Annotated in this window: 11 protein-coding genes; 1 reads left to right on the top strand and 10 read right to left on the bottom strand. The window is 44.7% G+C overall.

Annotation, left to right across the window (positions count from 1 at the left end):
- Positions 1 to 162 precede the first annotated feature (162 nt).
- The 6 genes from PATL_RS05290 to PATL_RS05265 all read right to left on the bottom strand — a co-directional run bounded on the left by PATL_RS05290 (position 163) and on the right by PATL_RS05265 (position 12,523).
- Entirely contained in the window at positions 163 to 4,587 is a 4,425-nt protein-coding gene (locus PATL_RS05290; protein WP_011573902.1) for a S8 family serine peptidase, read from the bottom strand.
- 421 nt (positions 4,588 to 5,008) lie between these two features.
- The gene (locus tag PATL_RS05285; protein ID WP_011573901.1) at positions 5,009 to 5,560 is read right to left on the bottom strand and encodes a cohesin domain-containing protein; all 552 of its coding nucleotides are present in this window, start codon (positions 5,558 to 5,560) and stop codon (positions 5,009 to 5,011) included.
- 37 nt (positions 5,561 to 5,597) lie between these two features.
- Positions 5,598 to 10,109, bottom strand: coding sequence for an ExeM/NucH family extracellular endonuclease (locus PATL_RS05280; RefSeq protein WP_011573900.1), 4,512 nt, complete (start codon positions 10,107 to 10,109; stop codon positions 5,598 to 5,600).
- A gap of 449 nt (positions 10,110 to 10,558) precedes the next feature.
- The gene (locus PATL_RS05275; RefSeq protein ID WP_011573899.1) at positions 10,559 to 11,296 is read right to left on the bottom strand and encodes a choice-of-anchor H family protein; all 738 of its coding nucleotides are present in this window, start codon (positions 11,294 to 11,296) and stop codon (positions 10,559 to 10,561) included.
- Between the two features lie 121 nt (positions 11,297 to 11,417).
- The gene (gene rraB / locus PATL_RS05270) at positions 11,418 to 11,771 is read right to left on the bottom strand and encodes a ribonuclease E inhibitor RraB (RefSeq protein ID WP_011573898.1); all 354 of its coding nucleotides are present in this window, start codon (positions 11,769 to 11,771) and stop codon (positions 11,418 to 11,420) included.
- 32 nt (positions 11,772 to 11,803) lie between these two features.
- The gene (locus tag PATL_RS05265) at positions 11,804 to 12,523 is read right to left on the bottom strand and encodes a 1-acylglycerol-3-phosphate O-acyltransferase (protein WP_011573897.1); all 720 of its coding nucleotides are present in this window, start codon (positions 12,521 to 12,523) and stop codon (positions 11,804 to 11,806) included.
- Between the two features lie 185 nt (positions 12,524 to 12,708).
- Between PATL_RS05265 and PATL_RS05260 the strand changes: the two genes are divergently transcribed.
- Positions 12,709 to 13,848: an HD-GYP domain-containing protein gene (locus PATL_RS05260; protein ID WP_011573896.1), complete on the top strand. Its 1,140-nt coding sequence runs from the start codon at positions 12,709 to 12,711 to the stop codon at positions 13,846 to 13,848.
- Between the two features lie 66 nt (positions 13,849 to 13,914).
- Here PATL_RS05260 and glnG read toward each other — a convergent pair whose 3' ends face one another.
- The 4 genes from glnG to glnA form a co-directional block, all read right to left on the bottom strand.
- A complete protein-coding gene (glnG, locus tag PATL_RS05255) occupies positions 13,915 to 15,321 on the bottom strand; it encodes a nitrogen regulation protein NR(I) (protein ID WP_011573895.1) in 1,407 nt (468 codons plus the stop codon).
- Entirely contained in the window at positions 15,318 to 16,397 is a 1,080-nt protein-coding gene (gene glnL, locus PATL_RS05250; protein ID WP_011573894.1) for a nitrogen regulation protein NR(II), read from the bottom strand. Before glnL ends, glnG begins: the two co-directional genes overlap by 4 nt.
- 83 nt (positions 16,398 to 16,480) lie before the next feature.
- Positions 16,481 to 17,005 carry a DUF4124 domain-containing protein gene (locus PATL_RS05245; RefSeq protein ID WP_232283289.1) on the bottom strand — a complete coding sequence of 175 codons (525 nt, stop codon included), beginning with the start codon at positions 17,003 to 17,005 and terminating at the stop codon, positions 16,481 to 16,483.
- A gap of 199 nt (positions 17,006 to 17,204) precedes the next feature.
- Positions 17,205 to 18,614: a glutamate--ammonia ligase gene (glnA, locus tag PATL_RS05240; protein WP_011573892.1), complete on the bottom strand. Its 1,410-nt coding sequence runs from the start codon at positions 18,612 to 18,614 to the stop codon at positions 17,205 to 17,207.
- Positions 18,615 to 18,622: the final 8 nt, after the last annotated feature.

Raw genomic sequence — 18,622 nt, 5'->3', positions numbered from 1 at the left:
TTTTATCGAACATTCTGTCTTCTACCACACGAGATAACATGGCTAGCACACTCCGCTAACGCTACACATTTGCGGGCGCAAAAAAAGGCGCTCTTAATGAGCGCCTTTGGTGTGATTTTACAGCTCCATTTTGGAGCCGTTAATTAACGCAATATCTGCTAATTAATTCACTGCACAAGCTGAACGGGTACACATACGTTGGAGTAATCTAACGTCTGTATAAGTGACTTGACCATCGTCATTAAAATCGAAACTCATATCGATATCCTGACGAAGCTGAATCGCTCTTGTTAAAGCACGTATATCCATCATATCCACGTCGCCATCACCATCCCAATCTCCTTTCACTGCAACAACGGCATTCGCATTAATCTCACTATTTTCCGCTTTGGTACCAACATTAGCTGGTAAAGAAGAGGTTGCAAACAGCTCGATTGGACCACCAGCATTATCTTCAGTAACAACTAAGCTAAATGTTAGAAGTTGAGTGTTATCAGGATCTTGTAACGTGAAGCAAAGTTGTGAACCGGACGCAATATCACTTCCAATGTCACCAATAGGCTCACCAGCTCCCACGTAGTGAGTTGTCAAACCTGTCAGCCCATCTACTGATTCAAAACCAATCGATGTTCCTAAGGTATCAGCTGTAGCATGAGACACATTATCATAAGTGAATATGATATTAGGTTGGTCACCCTCAGCTTCATTCATAAAGACAACTTGGAAATCAAGAACATCTGCATCGCCTGAGAAAGGACGCATATCATCCCATTCGACTATAGTGACAGCCGAGCCTGCCGTCGCCACTGTGATCCCCGACCCATTCGCGACATCGAGTATCATGTCACGCCATAGTGGAGCAACCAGACCATTAGCCGGTGTCTCATCAGGCATGAGTTGGTTCACCCATGGAGTTGCACCAGCATCTCCCGTAAACGTGATAAACCCATCATCGGTCACACCAATTGAGTCGTACAATTGACCAAGGAATGACGCTGGCACACTAAAGTTTGCCGTTGTGGTATCACCATCAGCATCCGAGAATCCAAGACCAAATCCGGCTAAATCAATATAACCAGATCCTTGGCCAAAGTTAGGGTTTGCACACAATGGATTGTTTGCATTAGTTGAAGCAGTATAAGACGCCGTTTGTCCTTTAATGGATTCTTGAACCACATTCCATGTTAGGGAACCGTCATCAGCAACGGTGCCATCAAGCAAAGAACCTTCAACTAACTCTACACCTGCTGGCAAGGCTAATGAAATATCGTATAGACGATCGTCGTTTGTAAAGTTAGGTCCTACTTGTATAGCGTAGTCGATAACATCACCAGCCATCAGAACGTCATCTGAGCCCCCTATGACTTGTACGTCATCAGCGATCCTATCTAACTCCACAATAACAAGACCAAAATTACCTGCAGATTCAGCACTAGAACCCACATCAAACGCACCATAGTATTTATCACCTTCGACAGCGTCGATATCCCAGCCAACGCGAATGTCAAACGGAGTAATAGCAGGGATAGAAGAAGGAGCGTCTACAGTTAAGTTGTCACCGACTTCTGCGTCAATTATTGCTGTAGCAATCATAAATTCATCACTCGCATCAGAGGCTGAAGCGCTCCAATTCTGAATGACAACCCAATACATACCTTGCTCTGGTTCAGTGACTTCTACTTTCTCTAAAGCAGTTGCCGTTGCACTTGACCCAATAATCTCACTTGCATCTGGAATGCCGTTCTCATTGAAGTCGCGCACCAAAAACAAATCCAAATCAGGTGATTCAGAAGCCGTTATCTCAGCGACCAAGTATTTAGCGTCTTCGGGAACCATCATAGGAATAATGTGAACACCGTCGTTCAAATCATCTAGAGCACTACTGTTATTGCTATCTTCTGGAATGCTCGCGACGGCATTTGTCGCTTTAGTCAGCCCATAAGAACGCGCCGTAAAGTCATTGATTTCCACCGCTAATATATCTGAAAGGACACGCGTATCTGCGTCTCTGTCAGCTGAAATATTCATGGTGTCTGGAATATTACTCGTCGTAGCAATTACAGCCACAGGCAAATGTAAATCAGGCGAGCTATCAGAGGTAAGATTCACTTGACCAAACAAGAAGTCTTGACCGCTCTGGCTGGCTGAAGCAGTAACCGTAATTTGCTGACTTTGACCGGCTAAGATATCAAACGATTCAGGACTAACTGTGACACTCACACCATCAGATATGCCTACTCCTGATACAGTCCATGAACCGTCTTTCGTAGCGGTAAATGTTCTTGTCCAGCGACATGCTCCAACGCAGTTATCATCCGCCATACTAGGAATGTTAAGGGTGCGTGGATCGCCACCATCATTTGGATTTGCAGCTAGGTAATTAGCCCCAGACTCATCCATGATAAGTCCGGTTTGATTGGCTAAATTAACCTGAATACGACCAGAGCCCATATCAAACCAATCAGCAGGAGTAACGCCATCTTCTTTGCGCATATTGGTGGTTGCAGTCATCATCAATGCTGAACGCACATTATCAGGCGACCAACTAGGATTTGCTTCCATTAACAATGCGGCTGCGCCTGCTACATGCGGGCTTGCCATTGACGTACCACTTAAGAACGCAAAATCGCTAGGATCAGCTACATGTCCATCATGACCAAACTTTTGATCCGCTGAAGCGGCATAAATACTAACACCAGGCGCTGCTACTTGTGGCGTAATGGTGCTAATGGAGGGATTAGGCCCTCTAGAGGAGAAATCAGCAATATCATCCCCTTCACTTAGAATTAACTCACCTGCAGAAGCGGTAATGGTAGCCATGTGACCTTCGCCACTTGCTAGCCAACTACGTAACATGTCCGCTTTTTCAGCATTAATGTGAATGCCAGGAATGACATAAGCGTCATTATCGACTGTGCTGCCACCGCCTAGTACGTTACCTAAAACAAATCCATCTGCACCACCAGCGGCGACATTTTGTGCTTTTGCGACTCGTGCAATTGCACCTCTATCACAAAGCACTATTTCTCCGCTGAAGGTACCATCAGGAAATGGTTGTAAGCACTGGGCTGGATCGCCATCGGGATCGTTAGCATTGCTGTAATCACCAGCATAAACGATGGAAGCTGTGATCCCACCAGAGTTACTGTTACCGGTTAGCGTGCCTAACTCAGTATCACCGCCAGTAAACTCGCCTATCTCTTTGGCATAATCTATTTCACGACCGTGAGTAGAGGCAGCAACGGCAGTATACCAAGGGGCATGCTTTGATGTCGTTTCCGCATCTGGGCCTGAGTTACCAGCAGAGGTAGCCACAAAAATACCCGCGTTTCTGGCTGACAAAAACGCCATATCCACGTCACTGCTCCAAGGGAACCCACCACCACTGATAGAATAGTTAATGATATCGACGCCATCTTCAATTGCATCATCAATACCCGCTAGAATAGCGGCACCAGGGCAATCTCCATAGGTATCTCCTGCATCAGCGCGCCCGGGGTAACAAATTTGATAGGCAATGATGTTAGCGTGGGGCGCAACACCCGATATTTGACCAAATTCAAACTCACCTGGAATACCGTCACTTTCTTCGCCTTCACCAGGCGTAAGAACAGGCACATCTAGCAATATGTTGCCAGCAAATGTACCAGCGGTGTGCGAGCCATGACCGCTATAATCTTCACCATTACGTGGTAAATTCGGTGGGAAAACATTGGTATCCCCATAATCATCCGTGATCCGAGTGTAGCTGCGCACGCCAATCAGTTTGTCATTACACATTTCTGGGAAGTTTTCAGCACAATCGCCAACATATACACCGGCCCCACGAGGGTTGGTATGATCGTATCCGTCATCGCCTACATCGGCAAACGAGCGACTATCGGTATTCACACCGGAATCGACCGTAGCAATAACGATACCTTCACCCAGTGCGCCGACACCGCTATTCGTTACTGTTCCGTCCCACAGGTCCGGTGCTCCGATCTTTACCGGCCCGGTGTCCGTGTCCATTTTGTAGGTTGCTTCACGCTCTACTCGTTCTACACCGGGTAATTTAGATAGTGCCTCTGCTTCGTCAGGCGTAACACGCACGGCAACACCGTTTACGCTGTACTTAAAGGTATCAACGACACGTAAGTCTCTTGTTTCCCTTGAAGCGCGTGTAATAAACGAGGCTTGTGCCTCTTTAAGGTAAGATACATACGCTTTAACTTCCGGAGACTCAACATCGATTTTGGGCGCCTTCTGAGGTGCCTGCGTTCTTGCAGTACTCGATTTTGTCACTTTCGGGTTGGTGGCTTTAAGGTCTTTAATTCCACCATCATAGGTGGCTACGGGTTTGTCAGTTAATCTAACGATATAAACGTAGGGTTTATTTTCTATGCCTTTCTCAAAGACGAATCGTTGGGCAATACTGTTTACGATAGGTTTTTGATTTTTGTTTTTATTGACTGATGCTGGACTTGCACCTTTAAGTTCAGATGGCGAAATATCAAACTTCGATACTCCGTCTGCTAACTCTCCGGCAGAGTGCGCTGACATTGACATCAATGCAGCGGATACAGCAATGGACAGTGTATTTTTCATCTTATCTCCGTTTCCCTGATGGGTTAATTTATAACCTTGTTATTAGATGTTTTACTTCGAAATGACGGATAAATAAAATGCCTTAATATTTTGCATATCTCGGCTACAACAGTAGTTTACCCGAAGGGGGTGTTAGCTTATTTTTAACTTACATATAACGCAATTGCAACCGCGTAATTCGAATATGACTGAATTTAAAACAAGTCAATTGTATTGCCATGTTTGCAGCCCAAGAATATCTCGTTGCCAGTGGTGATAGAATGAGTTCTGGAATGAAGTGTCAGGCTATATTTCTTGAATAGATATCACAACAGTGGGTAATAAAAAAGGCGGTTAGTCTAAGATTAACCGCCTTTCAATATTAATTAATGTACATCAAAACCCTCACTATCAGTGGATGGTTCTAATTTTCAGATAACACTTACGCTTTACGGCGAACACCAAACAAGCCTAGAACCGCTAAGCCCATAAAGGCCATCGCACCAGGTGCCGGTACGGCTATGCTAGTTGCAGATGCACTAACATCCAAAGCCGTTTCATCACCGGGGAACGGAGCGAACAGAGATGAAGCAACTAGAGAGAATGAAGATTGACCTGCACCAATAGCCAGCAAATCGAAGCTTGCTACTAGATAATCGCCAGCGCCATAAACTACCGGAGCGAAGAAGTCTTCGTAAAGGTTAATAGAAACAAGCCCTGGACCCGTAGTGTCAACATCTAGCCCACTTGCTGTAAACGGATCAAAAGGTGGGAAGTCAGAGCTGGCACTACCATCTACATATGCAAAAAGGTTGCTATCATAATTCAGGCCAGTGAAGATGGCCGAAAAATCTTCGGTAACACCAGTCAAGTTGATATTAATAGACACCGTATCCCCCACTGATGGGTTTACATTGTCCAGCTCGATATTGATCATATTGGCGTTAGCGGTGCCAAAAAACATTGTACAAACTAATAAAAGTACTTTTTTCATTTTTATTTTTCCTACTGTTTGTTAACGGTACAACTTATTAAATAGCGCAACGTGTGCGAGTACACATACGTTGCAATAATCTTACATCTGTATAACTTACTTGCCCATCTTCGTTAAAATCGAAGCTGTTGTCTATAGTTTGACGAAGTTGAATTGCTCTAGTCAGTGCTCGAATATCCATCATATCCACATCACCATCGCCGTCGTAGTCACCCTCTACTACTTGTACCTCTGATTCTAGTAGTAGCGAAATCACCACAGGGTCGTGATCTGACATGCGATACGCGTCAGGCGCATAGTAATCAATCAGCTGCTGATCAGACTTAAACTCAACGTTATAATCGAAGACTATGGGTTCATCAGCGTTGATGTGCCATTCAGTGGTATCAACAATTTGGTCAACTAATGTTGCGCTAGCTAGCGCATGGTCTAGGTAACCAAATTCACCACCAAATGAGTAAGAGTATGCTTCATCGCCACCAAATTTATTGGCAAGATCAGTGTAACCCTGCTGCAAAATTTTAAGGATAGGCTCTTCCATCGCATAAGAGTTTAAATCACCAATAATCAACGTAGGGGTGTCAGAGAACTGTTGTGACAAGAACGTCGTTAATGCTTCAGCGGCTCTCGTACGAGTCAGGTTACAGTTACCTTGCCCTGTCGTTGTATCGTCATCGCCAGCGCCACAACTTGATCCTTTGGATTTGAAATGATTTACGCTGACAACCAGCTCTTCATTGTTTGCAACTAAAGCAAACTTTTGATTTAACGCTGGGCGGTTCTTGGTGTCTAAGAATAAAGGACCATCGTCATCAGAAATAGAATTACTGCTGTCTAATATGGCCGGTTGTCCAACGACTGAAACCACCGCGGGTTTGTATATTAACGCAACCGTGATCGCATCAGTGCCGATAGCGCTCCCCGCATCAACTGTTGCATAGGTGTTAGCACCTAATACATCGTTTAAACCAGAAACTAAGTCTCCAACGGCGCTGTTTGCCCCAAATCCGTTATTCTCGACTTCCATCAAGCCTACGATATCTGCGTCCATAGCAAGTAAAGCAGCTAGGGTTTTAGCGCGTTGACGCTCAAGCTCTATTTCGCTATCAGCACCACGACATTCTAGATTAGAAGGGCCACACACGTTCGGGCTAACATCTAACGTGTTGAAGTAATTCAATACGTTCAAGCTTGCCACTTTAAGGTTACCTAATTCAAGATCAGGCGCGTCAGTTCTTGGATTGCTTGCCACAATAGTCGGCTGTTCAACCGGAATAATCCGATAAAGACTGAAGCTAAAATCCATTACGCCTGTTAACGCAGTGACCGTGTCACCGCCACGAAGCGGATTACTGGCAGACAAACCACCAGCAGGATAAACAACAACGTCTGGGTTCTGGCCATTTACACCATCATCTAACGTAATCTGATTGAGCTCATTCTGAGCCGCTAACGCAATCGCTTCAGGACTACCAGCTGTATACAGGTTGGTAGGTATAAACAAACGCCCATTGGACAATAAGACTTCACCGTATCGCCCAAGACTGTATGTGTCAGTCACTGTCAGCTCACCAGAACTGGCTACTAACATGCCCTCTAGCGCTTCCATCGAATCAACAGAATCAAACGGTAATGTCAATGCAGTGGCTGTAACTGAACCAGTTCCGCAGTCAGGGTTAATCTCAGACACAACAAGTTGCGTTTTGTTAAATGCTTCCGCTACGTCACCTAAAACGCGCACCACTTTTCCGGCTTCGGGTAATGCTAACGATGGACTGTAAACAAATACACCTTCTGATGTGGCACTGTCTGCATCTTGGTCGCTATCTTCTTCTTGTACAAAGTAACCACTAAGATTTGGGAAACTCGCGGTAACAATACCTTCAATGATATGAGTTTCGCCAACAGCTGGGGAAATATCCGTAGAACCTTGAATTGCGCTAATTAAGGTTGCTGGGTCTGCACACATACCTAATAGAGGTGTTTCACCACCGCCATTGTCGCCGCCGTCGTTATTTCCGCTGCCAGCAAAGCTGCCAAGGGGGAAAGGGGTTGACACAGTCGCATTATTGCTTGAACCATCAAGTACATTGGTGCCGCTGAATGTCCAGTTAGCCAACACAAAGGTAGTGCCATCTGGGCCTGAATCGGCCACACGGTAAGCCCAACCATCTAAGTAATCCCAAGGCTGGCCAGTGCCGTCGACATTAATATCTCCGAACACGTCAACCACTTCCCCCTCGTGGAACAATTCAATGGCGTCATCACCGTTAATAGCCGCTGCACCTGAGATGAATGTTGGATCAAACCCAAAGTAAGCATTAAAACCTGATGTTTCCGTAGCGACATAGAAATATTCACCGGCAGAGACAGAGCCAGAAAACGCAAATTCTTGACCGTCTGTTCCACCACCGTTATTTGCAGAGCCAAAACCAAATACGCTTAAATCTTGTATGTCGGTTACCGCGTAGAATTCAATCGCTTTGGGCGTTCCGCCCGATAGAGGGCCGTCAAATACACCAGATATTAGAAGGACTTCTTTGCTGGTGTATGAACCGATTGGAAATTGACTAGCCGCAGTGGCATTCGTTGCTTCGCCATCTAGTGCATTAGCCCCACTGAACACCCAATTGCTAAGCGTAAAGGTAGAGCCGTCAGGACCTGTACTAGCAACGCGATATGCCCAACCATCCACATGGTCCCATGGTTCACCGGTGCCGTCTGTATTGATATCACCGAATACGTCAACGACGTCTCCGTCACAGAACAATTCAATCGCATCATCACCGTTTATTCCTGCCGCGCCAGCCGTATCCGTTGGAGAAAATCCAAAATAAGCATCGAAATTACTGCCTTCAGAGGCGATATAAATAAAATCACCTGCAGCTGCAGAGCCAGAGAAAGTATATTCTTGGCCGTCAGAGCCTCCGCCGTTATTAGCAGAGCCAAAACCACATGTGCTTAAATCAGCAATATCATTACGCACAAAGAACTCAATCGCTTTAGGTGTGCCACCAGAAAGAGGTCCATCAATCACACCTGAGATGACGATATCGCCTGCAGAGGCCGAGCCGCCAGTGTCTCCACCCGTGTCGCCATCGTCTTCACCACCAGTATCACCGCCGTCGGTACCACATGCTGGTGTTTGATATAAAATATCAACCCACTCAGGGTGGTCAATAAACGGATTACGGTTACCTTGGTACTCGTAAATCGTGTCGTTACGTGTTTGTTCCGTTGCATCTACCGGATCAGCATTATGCCACTCCACTAAGCGACACAAACGCCCTAACTCTGGAGCACCGGTTGAGGTTAAGCGGTCTACCAAAACAAGATCGGGTGTCGAGTCACCAAAACCTTCGTAACGCGTGTCCATATAGAACATCATGCGCGCAACATCGCCTTTCACGGCATCACGTGGTTCAAACGAATCATCATCAACACGATTGCTGGGGGCTTCAGATAAAGCATTATCGCTGTTATCGAAATCTAAATTGCCACGCGATGAATTAACCGAAATATCGGTAGGCCGTAAATGATGAATATCGGTGTAAGCTTCTTGGGATTCATTTGGAAACCCATGGCTTTTTGCCCAGCTATGTTCACGATTCCAGTTGTCAGGATCACTGCTCTGTGAGCCGCTACCATTACTGCTTTTCGCGATTGATGTACCTTTGTACCAAAGGATCACGTTATCAGGGTTATTTGGATCTTCATCTGTGTGGGTTAATGCGCTCCACACTTCTGAATACGTTAAATTCTTTTGCCCTTGCGTAATAGCGCTGGTAATAGCACTTTTAATCGTTGCAGCAGGCGAGTTTGCGTTTATTTCTGCGCTGACAGCTGCATAATAACTTTCACTATCAAACGTACTTGCATCAGCAATAGGATCTAGCGCTGGGCAGTTAAAACATGGAGCGCTCGGGTCTGTTGCACCACCAGAGCCACCGCCTGTATCGCCACCGTCAATTTCATCAGCGAATGCCTTTAAAGGAAATGGAGCGGCTGCTGTTGCATTGTTGCTTTCCCCGTCAAATGCATTGGGGCCGCTAAATGTCCAGTTACCTAATAGAAAGGAGTTACCATCAGGCCCAGTATCGATATTACGATACGCCCAACCGTCTAGGTACTCCCAAGGTTCACCATTGCCATCGACGTTAATATCACCGAACACATCTACCACGGCACCGTCACAGAACAACTCTATGGCATCATCGCCATTGATGTTGGCGGCACTATTAGTGTAAGTCGGTTCAAAACCGAAAAAAGCAGCGAATTGAGGTGATTCCGACGCTAGGTAAATGTAGGAACCTGCAGTTGCTGCTCTAGCGGGAAAAGTGAATTCTTGATTATCAGTGCCGCCGCCGTTATTAGCCGAACCTACACCGCATGTACTTAAATCGGCAATATCTTGGGTAACAAATAATTCAATGCCTTTTGGAAGTCCACCTGGAAGTGGGCCGTCAAAAACACCAGATATTACAAGCTCCCCTGCTTGCACTGCGGACGCGCTTAATAGCGCCAGCAGAGCTGGGTATTTTAATTTCATAGTTTCTCCTGAGAATATTATCGCCAGTTATCCGGCTTCTTATAATTTTTTAGGGCGGCAATGTTCTTATATTTCTATGACATCTAGATGACGACAAAATACCTAATGTCGTGCAGCACCTGAATCGATATTGTCATAGGGTTGTTCAATATTCCAGCACACCTGACCAAATAGTCAGCAATTATTTTTTAGGAGCCAACTTTCTTTACCGTTCAAGGGGTTAGTTGCATCAAAAATACTATATTTACAAAAGAAATGAGGTTGTAAGATAGGTGAGATCCAAACCAAGAAGATGCATGCTGACGGTAAAGGGCTGCGCAAAGCTGACTAAAAATGGCGTAACTTTAAAACAAAAGAGCACGCCATTTGTGGCGTGCTCTTTTAACGGTGGAATTCAGTGTGGGGTTAATTTGACACTAACAATCTGTAAACCTCAGCGTAAAGACAGCTTAGTGTGACTGCCTAGTTATTCTAAAAAGCGCTATAGGCAACAGCAATGCAATCAACCACCCAGCACTGCCGCCGCTTGCTTCAATAACCACGACATCAGGCTCCACATATATCACTTCTTTGTCTTGGCTTTCGATACTCAGTAAATAGAGGTCTGCATCACTGTATCCATCTGACACCGCGACAAGTTCATTTGTGTAAGCATCGTAAATTTCAATTAGCATTTCATAGTCATCTGGGTAAAAGCCGCTAAGAAGCTCTGTTTCAACGGTGATTTGGTCTTCGGTAATATCACCCTCAATATAGAAGTCTCCAGTGGTGTGATACTCTCGAAATACCTCGTTCACCCCAAGATAAAGCCTTGCGTAGACTTCACTACGGGCGTAAATAGAGTCCACATCAAAACCTACACTGAAGTGATGATAATACCCGTCATAATCGCTGTCAGTGTGCAATGAAACGTATGCATCATATATCCAAAATTCTTGATTAATATCGCTTTGTGCTGGCCTTGAAGCTAGCGTTTTGGCAGCCTGCGATTGAGGAGTTACCTTGGCCGCTGTTTTAAGCGCTTGACCTTGATCGATGTTAGATGAAGAAGAGGTTTTTTTTGCAGCATTCAACACCTTCCCTGCTTGCGACTCACTAGACTTTGCTGACCAATCAACATCATCTGCTTGAGCATAAAAGCAAAAAATGGCACTGAATATGACACTGTGAACAACTGATATTTTCATGACGCACTCCCTATAATTTATGTAAGGAGTGTCGTTTTTTCACCATGAACAAACACTGAAGATAAACTTACTGCCAGTTAAGCGACGTCAAAATAATAGCCGCCATTGGCACTAGGTAACACTATGACTCGATAAAGTAGGTGCCCCAGCCATCAAATTGTACGTTTTGTTTTTGCGCAATAGCTAACAACTTAACGGTATCAGCATTGATTAAGTCTACGTCTAGCAAACGTTCAACAACCGCATCAAAACAAAAAATAGTGCCTCCGTCGTCAAGCATCAACTCTTCTGCATCGCCCACTTCAAAACCCGCTTTGAATGCGTCAACAGCCGCTTTCTCTAGCACATCAAAATCGTCTCCCGCAAAGTGATATTCAATAGTGTGTGGCTTGGTACTATCGCTGCCATCTTCAATTAATGCTTCGACTGTTTCTTGGTTAAATTCAAACCATTCTGCTTGTTCTTCTGTACTCATGAGTTGTCCTGTGTTCAATTTAGGTCGCTAGTTTAGCGGTTGCCAGCGGCAACTTCACTGTCTAATTCTGCTATTTTTTGCGCCATGGCAGTATGAAAATATGCCGTCCATTCTTTAGTAGAGCGGCTACTGTCGAGTTCTTGCGGTTTACCTACATCAATGATTACAGTGCCATTGTCCCATCTGTTTAGTTTAATTTTATTATGCAGATTACTCGCCGCGACTATGACCACTGGCCGTTTAGCGAGCTGGGCAATACGAAACGCACCTGTTTTAAAAGGCAATAGTCCACGGCCATAACTACGTGTACCTTCGGGGAAGAACCACACAGAAAGTTTGCGTTTATGCATCTTTTTCACTGTCCCCTTCAACGTATCCATAGCTCGCCCAGAGTTTTTACGATCAATCATAATATTGCCTGACAACCAATATACTTGGCCAAATAACGGGATCCACTTCAGGCTTTTTTTACCTACTGTCACTGTTCCCTTCAATGCAGCCGCGCAAATAGTAAAAATATCATAACTATTCTGATGATTGGCGATAAGTATAAAAGGGCCACCGTTTAACGCTTCAGGGGCGATTCTAACCTCCAACTTGAGCCCTAATAATTTGCACGTTGAACTATACAACTTGCCCGCTACATGCACATTATCTCGGTGAAAAGGGCGAAGAATACAAATTATCACCAGCAACAAATTGATAAAAAGAAAGTAAAAGAAAATACTGATAATCCGAAGCAAAGCTAGCACGTGTATTCCTATGATCAAAAACGGCCGCTGATTATACCTATATTTTGTGGTTAGGATGTCTGATCAGTGCTTAACTTTAGTGGTATAACGTTGATTTTAGGTTAAAAATCTCATTATTATAATTGAGCGGCCGATACAATTAAAAATCGTATCGTAAACATACCAGGGTTAGGGCGTCAGTATACATGCAACAGTTTACTCATGAAGATTTGGATGAAGACATCCTCACAGACTTACTCGAAGAAATTAATGAGCTTTACGAAGCGAGTGAGCAGACCCTAATTGAACTGGAAATAAAACCCACCGACAAAGAACTTCAGCGCGCTCTGTTTCGCTCTATTCATACGATAAAGGGCGATTTAGGTCTGGTTAACTTCACGCCTATGATCCCTTTACTGCAGCACGTTGAAGATCTATTAGATTTCCTCAGAAAAGGCCAAATTGAATACACCAGCAACATGAGTGACTTGGTGTTACTCAGCATGGACAGAGTCAAAATTTTTGTCGAGAGCTGTATTCAAAACGGCAGTGCCCAATACGATGCTAGCCTATTCAACTTACTGATCCTACAGATCACAAAAATAGAGCCGAGTAACAGTGCCGAGCATGAGAAGATCTTGTCAGAGGCCGTGCTGCTGTTAGATCCCAGTTTGGATGTTCGCGCTTTCATCAAAGGAGAAAATGCAGAAAACCATCGACCTCCTTCATCTAATCTTGCGACGACTGGGATTCCGAAGCACCTAAGCGATCTTAAACGCGGTGATATTTTGTTCTTCCGTGAACTTATGAAACCTATCGAAAAGCGCTCTTCTTATTGGCTTGGTCGTGGCGACCGTATCGCTAAACTAGCAGCATATGTGAATAAAGTAGCCGGCATGCCAATCGATGAGGACCAGTTAGCCGTAGCCTGTTACATGCACGACTTTGGAATGGCGTTTATGCCAATCGAGATATTACACAAAAACGGGCGAATGACGGAGACTGAATTTAACTTAATGCGCTCTCATGTTTATAAAAGTGCACGTCTGTTAGAGCACTTAGATCATTGGAATGAAGCGCGGAAAATCGTAATGCAACACCATGAACGGATGGATGGCAGCGGTTATCCTCTAGGCTTGAAAGAAGTGGATATCTGCGACGGAGCAAAACTTCTAGGCATTTTAGATACCTTCAACGCCATTACCCACTCACGGGCACATACCACGCAAGCTGTTCATCCCAAAAAGCGTGCAGTGATTGAGATGAATCGCGTTAAGGATGGTCAGTTTTGCCCTAAATGGCTAGGTATGTTTAACCGCGCGATGGCCGTTTTGCTGACTAAATAAGCCTTCTATTATCAACCAAGAAAATCGATTCAGTGCCAATATGTATCGGCACTGAGTCTAGGCTCACTACATATTAAGCTCTTTTAGCTTACGCGTTAGCGTGTTACGCCCCCACCCCAGTCGTTTTGCCGCATCTTGTTTATGGCCATGAGTATGGAACAAGGCCCGCTCGAGTAACACCCTTTCAAATACCAGCATCGCTTCATCTAAGATATTATTACGACCTGACTGTAGCTGTTCATCGGCCCAAGTTGCAAGCAAGGTTTGCCAATCACCTGACGCTTCCTGACTGTCTTTGCTTAAGGGGAGCTCATGGATCTCTGGCGGCAAATCATGGGGCAAGACTTCTTGCCCACTTGCCATCACTGTTAACCATCGACATACGTTCTCAAGCTGACGTACGTTTCCTGGCCACGGCAACTGCATCAAGATCTTTTTAGTTTCTTTACTCAGACTTTTGACTTCTACCCCTAGCTCCGCTCCTGCTTTTTGTAAGAAGTGCGCAGCGAGTAAAGGTACATCCTCTCGTCGCTCAGTTAAGCGCGGTATATGAATACGAATAACATTTAAGCGATGAAATAAGTCTTCTCTAAATTTGCCATCCGCTACGCGCTGCTCGAGGTTTTGGTGAGTGGCCGCAATGATCCTTACATCAACGCTGACAGGGTTATGACCGCCCACGCGATAAAATTGCCCATCAGCTAACACACGCAACAATCGAGTTTGCACATCAAGTGGCATGTCACCTATTTCATCGAGAAACAAGGTACCACCATCGGCTTGCTCGAATCGTCCTTGCCGGGCATTCTGTGCTCCAGTAAATGCGCCTTTTTCATGGCCGAACAATTCAGACTCAATTAAATCGGCCGGTATAGCCGCCATATTTAAGGCGATAAATGTTTGCTTTGCTCTAGGACTATGGCGATGCAAGGCTTGTGCAACAAGCTCTTTACCTGTGCCCGATTGACCATTAATCAACACACTGATACTCGAGCGAGATAAGCGCCCTACTGCTCTGAAGACTTCTTGCATAGCAGGAGCTTCACCGATGATTTCGGTCGCGGTCGCTAAAATCGGACGTTGATTACTTTTTGCTTGTTCTCGCACGTGAGTGAGTGCTCTGCGCACTAGGCCTACTGCTTCATCAATATCGAAAGGTTTTGGCAAATATTCAAACGCGCCGCTTTGATAAGCGTTTACCGCGCTGTCTAAATCAGAATGCGCAGTCATAATGATGACGGGAATGTTCGGATATCGCTTGTGCACTTCTTCAAGTAATGCCATACCATCCATTTGCGGCATACGAATATCCGATACAATCACTTCTGGTGGTTGATCCGTCTGCAACTGTAACAATAAATCTTCAGGATTCTCAAAGCTGAAACATGGAATGCTCGCAGCTTGCAGCGCTTTTTGTAACACCCAACGAATAGAACTATCGTCATCAACTATCCAAACTGGTTCTGTGCTCATGAATTAAGTTCCTTCCTGTTAATAGGAATATATAAAGTAAATTCCGTATGGCCTGACCAACTTTCTACGTCAATCTTGCCTTTGTGGTGGTCTATCAAAGTTTGTGCGATCGACAACCCAAGCCCCGTGCCTTCTTTTTTGCCGGTAACCATGGGATAAAACAAAGTGTCTTTTAACTCGCTAGGTATCCCTGGGCCGTTATCAACCAAGCTGATTTTCATCGCCAATGGGTGTCGTTCACCGTGGATTGTGACTTGGCGTTCAATTCGTGTGACCACGTTAATTTTCCCCTCACTTTGCTCACTTTGCATCAAGGCCTGAACGCTATTACGCATAATATTAAGCACGGCCTGCTGCACCATGTCTTGGTCAATAATGCTCTCAGGAATACTTGGGTCGTAGTCACGATCAATCACAATATCGTGACTAAGATCCAGTTGAACCAAAGTGATGACTTTCTCCAATACACGATGGATATTGTGACTTTGAAAATTAGGCCGGGAATTGGGGCCAAGCAAACGATCCACCAAATTACGTAAGCGATCAGATTGCTCAATAATCATGGTAGTGAACTCTTTCAAGTCTGCCGACGGTAGCTCTTTTTCAAGTAATTGCGCAGCACCGCGAATGCCCCCTAGAGGGTTCTTTATCTCGTGGGCGAGCCCACGGATTAACTCACGAGCGGCCTGTTGCTGCGCCCACTGCTGTGTTTCTTGGCTGATCTTCTTTTGCTGCTCAATTAAACGAACTTCTAATAGTAGCGTTACTCCTTCTGCTGTATGTAAACAGGTGACGGTTACATCGGCGTGAGTGTGGCGACCATCGGCAAAGCTGATTTGTACATCACCGTCGGAATAACCTTCCCCGTGTTGCATGTCTTGAGTAAAACGAATGAAATCTAGACTTGAGTCAGCAATAAGTTGCTTAATGGGGCAATCTATCAACAGATTTAAACTGCGCTCAAACATTGCCTGAGCAGCGTGATTTGCTTCTACGATGGCAAGTTTTTCATTCAACAGGATAACCGCAGTCGATAAGTTATCCAGCAAGGTGTCGGTTTTCATTTTGAACGGCATAATCACAACAAGTTGCTACGCACCATTTTGGTGCTTAAAAATAAATTTCAGCGCATCATGTCCGTTTGGTCAAGTGAATGTTCCTAATTAGGGCGATTCAGCACTGAGGCTTGGTGCAAATAAAAGGTCTGCTTAGGAGTGGATGCAAGTATCTTGCCCGACTTGTGGGCAAGCTCTACATGAAATGTATAAGCTCCTCGATTTAAATCATTAAGATTGAATAATCCCTTATTTTGGGAGATTACTTGATCATTTAAGTGCAATGTATACGTCCCTTGCACCTGTGGCTCCAGGGCGGTGCGAATCGTTACCTTTCCGTTATTATCTCTGATAGTTTGCTCTGGCTTAGGAGAAATAACATTGAGATGTATTTCCTTGCTTTGTTTGCGAACGATTGGTGGTGTGGTGATAGATGAGGCAGAAACGCTTTTCAATGTCATGACTGAGCCAGATGACATGGGAACATGCTCACCCTGCTCGGTAGGAGCGTCGGTATAAATAATCCGGCCATCGTCTGTCGTAATTTTATATATCCTATCACTTGGTATAACAGCTAAAGACCAAGTACAAAGTATAAACGCCGCGATAATTGTCTTTATGTGAAACACTGATGACCTACCGTTATTATCTGAAAGCACAGTCTTAAAAACACCATAAAGTTTATACCAATCTCCCTATTGAGCATCATCCATTAGGCATACTTGAGCAACTATACGTATAAAACCCACTCTATAGATACAAAAAAGCCTGCATAAAGCAGGCTTTGAATCATTCACAGTGGCAGCTGCGCTACCTCAATGAAATATATTACACGCTGTAATACATATCGAATTCAACTGGATGAACAGAGGTATTCAATAGTTCAACTTCTTGCAATTTAAGTGCAATGTAAGCGTCAATCATATCATCGCTCATAACGCCGCCAGCGGTTAAGAATTCACGATCACCGTCAAGTGCTGCAAGCGCTTCTTCTAGAGAAGTGGCAACAGTTGGGATTTCAGCAGCTTCTTCTGGAGGTAGATCGTATAAATCTTTATCCATTGCATCGCCAGGATGAATTTTGTTCTTAATCCCGTCAAGGCCAGCCATCAACATGGCAGAGAATGCCAAGTAAGGGTTAGCAGTTGGATCAGGGAAACGAACTTCGATACGACGTGCTTTTTCGCTGTTCACGTGAGGAATACGAATTGAAGCAGAGCGGTTACGTGCAGAGTACGCAAGCATTACAGGTGCTTCAAATCCAGGTACGAGACGCTTATACGAGTTAGTTGATGCGTTAGCGAATGCGTTAATAGCACGAGCATGTTTGATAATACCGCCTATATAGAACAAGGCTTCTTCAGACATACCTGCGTATTTGTCGCCAGCGAAGATGTTTTTACCATCTTTAGAGATAGATTGGTGACAATGCATACCAGAGCCATTATCGCCAACAAGAGGCTTAGGCATAAACGTGGCAGTTTGACCGTAAGCATGGGCAACATTATGCACTACGTACTTATAAATTTGGATCTCATCGGCTTTCTTAACAAGCGTATTGAAAAGACAAGCGATTTCGTTCTGACCAGCAGTAGCAACCTCATGGTGATGTGCTTCTACCGTCAAGCCCATCTCTTCCATAACCATACACATTGCTGCGCGAGTGTCATGCGACGAATCAACAGGAGGAACTGGAAAATAACCGCCTTTCACACCTGGGCGGTGGGCCATGTTGCCGTCTTCAAACTCAGCGCCTGAATTCCACTTAGCTTCTGAAGAATCGATTTTGAAGAAAGAACCCGCCATATCAGTGTGGAAGCGAACATCATCAAACAAAAAGAATTCTGGCTCAGGGCCGAATAATACCGTGTCACCGATACCTGTAGATTTAAGGTACTCTTCTGCGCGATTTGCCACAGAGCGTGGGTCACGGTCGTAGCCTTGCATAGTATTTGGCTCAAGAATGTCACAACGAATGTTCACTTGTGTTTCTTCAGCAAATGGATCAACGACCAATGTATCTGTATCTGGCATCAATACCATGTCAGATTCGTTTATGCCTTTCCAACCCGCAATTGACGAACCATCGAACATTTTACCTTCTTCAAAGAAGTCTTCATTAACTTGATGAGATGGAATAGAGATATGCTGCTCTTTACCTTTAGTGTCCGTAAAGCGCAAATCTACAAATTTAGCTTCGTTTTCTTTAATAAACTGTAAAGCCTTTTCTACTGACATTTCGTCCT

This window comes from Paraglaciecola sp. T6c, assembly GCF_000014225.1.
GTDB classification, from domain to species: Bacteria; Pseudomonadota; Gammaproteobacteria; order Enterobacterales; family Alteromonadaceae; genus Paraglaciecola; species Paraglaciecola atlantica_A.
Note: the sequence above shows the minus strand (reverse complement) of the source record. Positions and strands in the feature narration are given on the sequence as shown.

What these genes read in the sequence shown, in the direction of transcription:
- PATL_RS05285 (WP_011573901.1), bottom strand. Translation starts at nt 5,560, where the DNA reads ATGAAAAAAGTACTTTTATTAGTTTGTACAATGTTTTTTGGCACCGCT.
- PATL_RS05275 (WP_011573899.1), bottom strand. Translation starts at nt 11,296, where the DNA reads ATGAAAATATCAGTTGTTCACAGTGTCATATTCAGTGCCATTTTTTGC.
- PATL_RS05290 (WP_011573902.1), bottom strand. Translation starts at nt 4,587, where the DNA reads ATGAAAAATACACTGTCCATTGCTGTATCCGCTGCATTGATGTCAATG.
- rraB (WP_011573898.1), bottom strand. Translation starts at nt 11,771, where the DNA reads ATGAGTACAGAAGAACAAGCAGAATGGTTTGAATTTAACCAAGAAACA.
- glnA (WP_011573892.1), bottom strand. Translation starts at nt 18,614, where the DNA reads ATGTCAGTAGAAAAGGCTTTACAGTTTATTAAAGAAAACGAAGCTAAA.
- PATL_RS05280 (WP_011573900.1), bottom strand. Translation starts at nt 10,109, where the DNA reads ATGAAATTAAAATACCCAGCTCTGCTGGCGCTATTAAGCGCGTCCGCA.
- glnG (WP_011573895.1), bottom strand. Translation starts at nt 15,321, where the DNA reads ATGAGCACAGAACCAGTTTGGATAGTTGATGACGATAGTTCTATTCGT.
- PATL_RS05260 (WP_011573896.1), top strand. Translation starts at nt 12,709, where the DNA reads ATGCAACAGTTTACTCATGAAGATTTGGATGAAGACATCCTCACAGAC.
- glnL (WP_011573894.1), bottom strand. Translation starts at nt 16,397, where the DNA reads ATGCCGTTCAAAATGAAAACCGACACCTTGCTGGATAACTTATCGACT.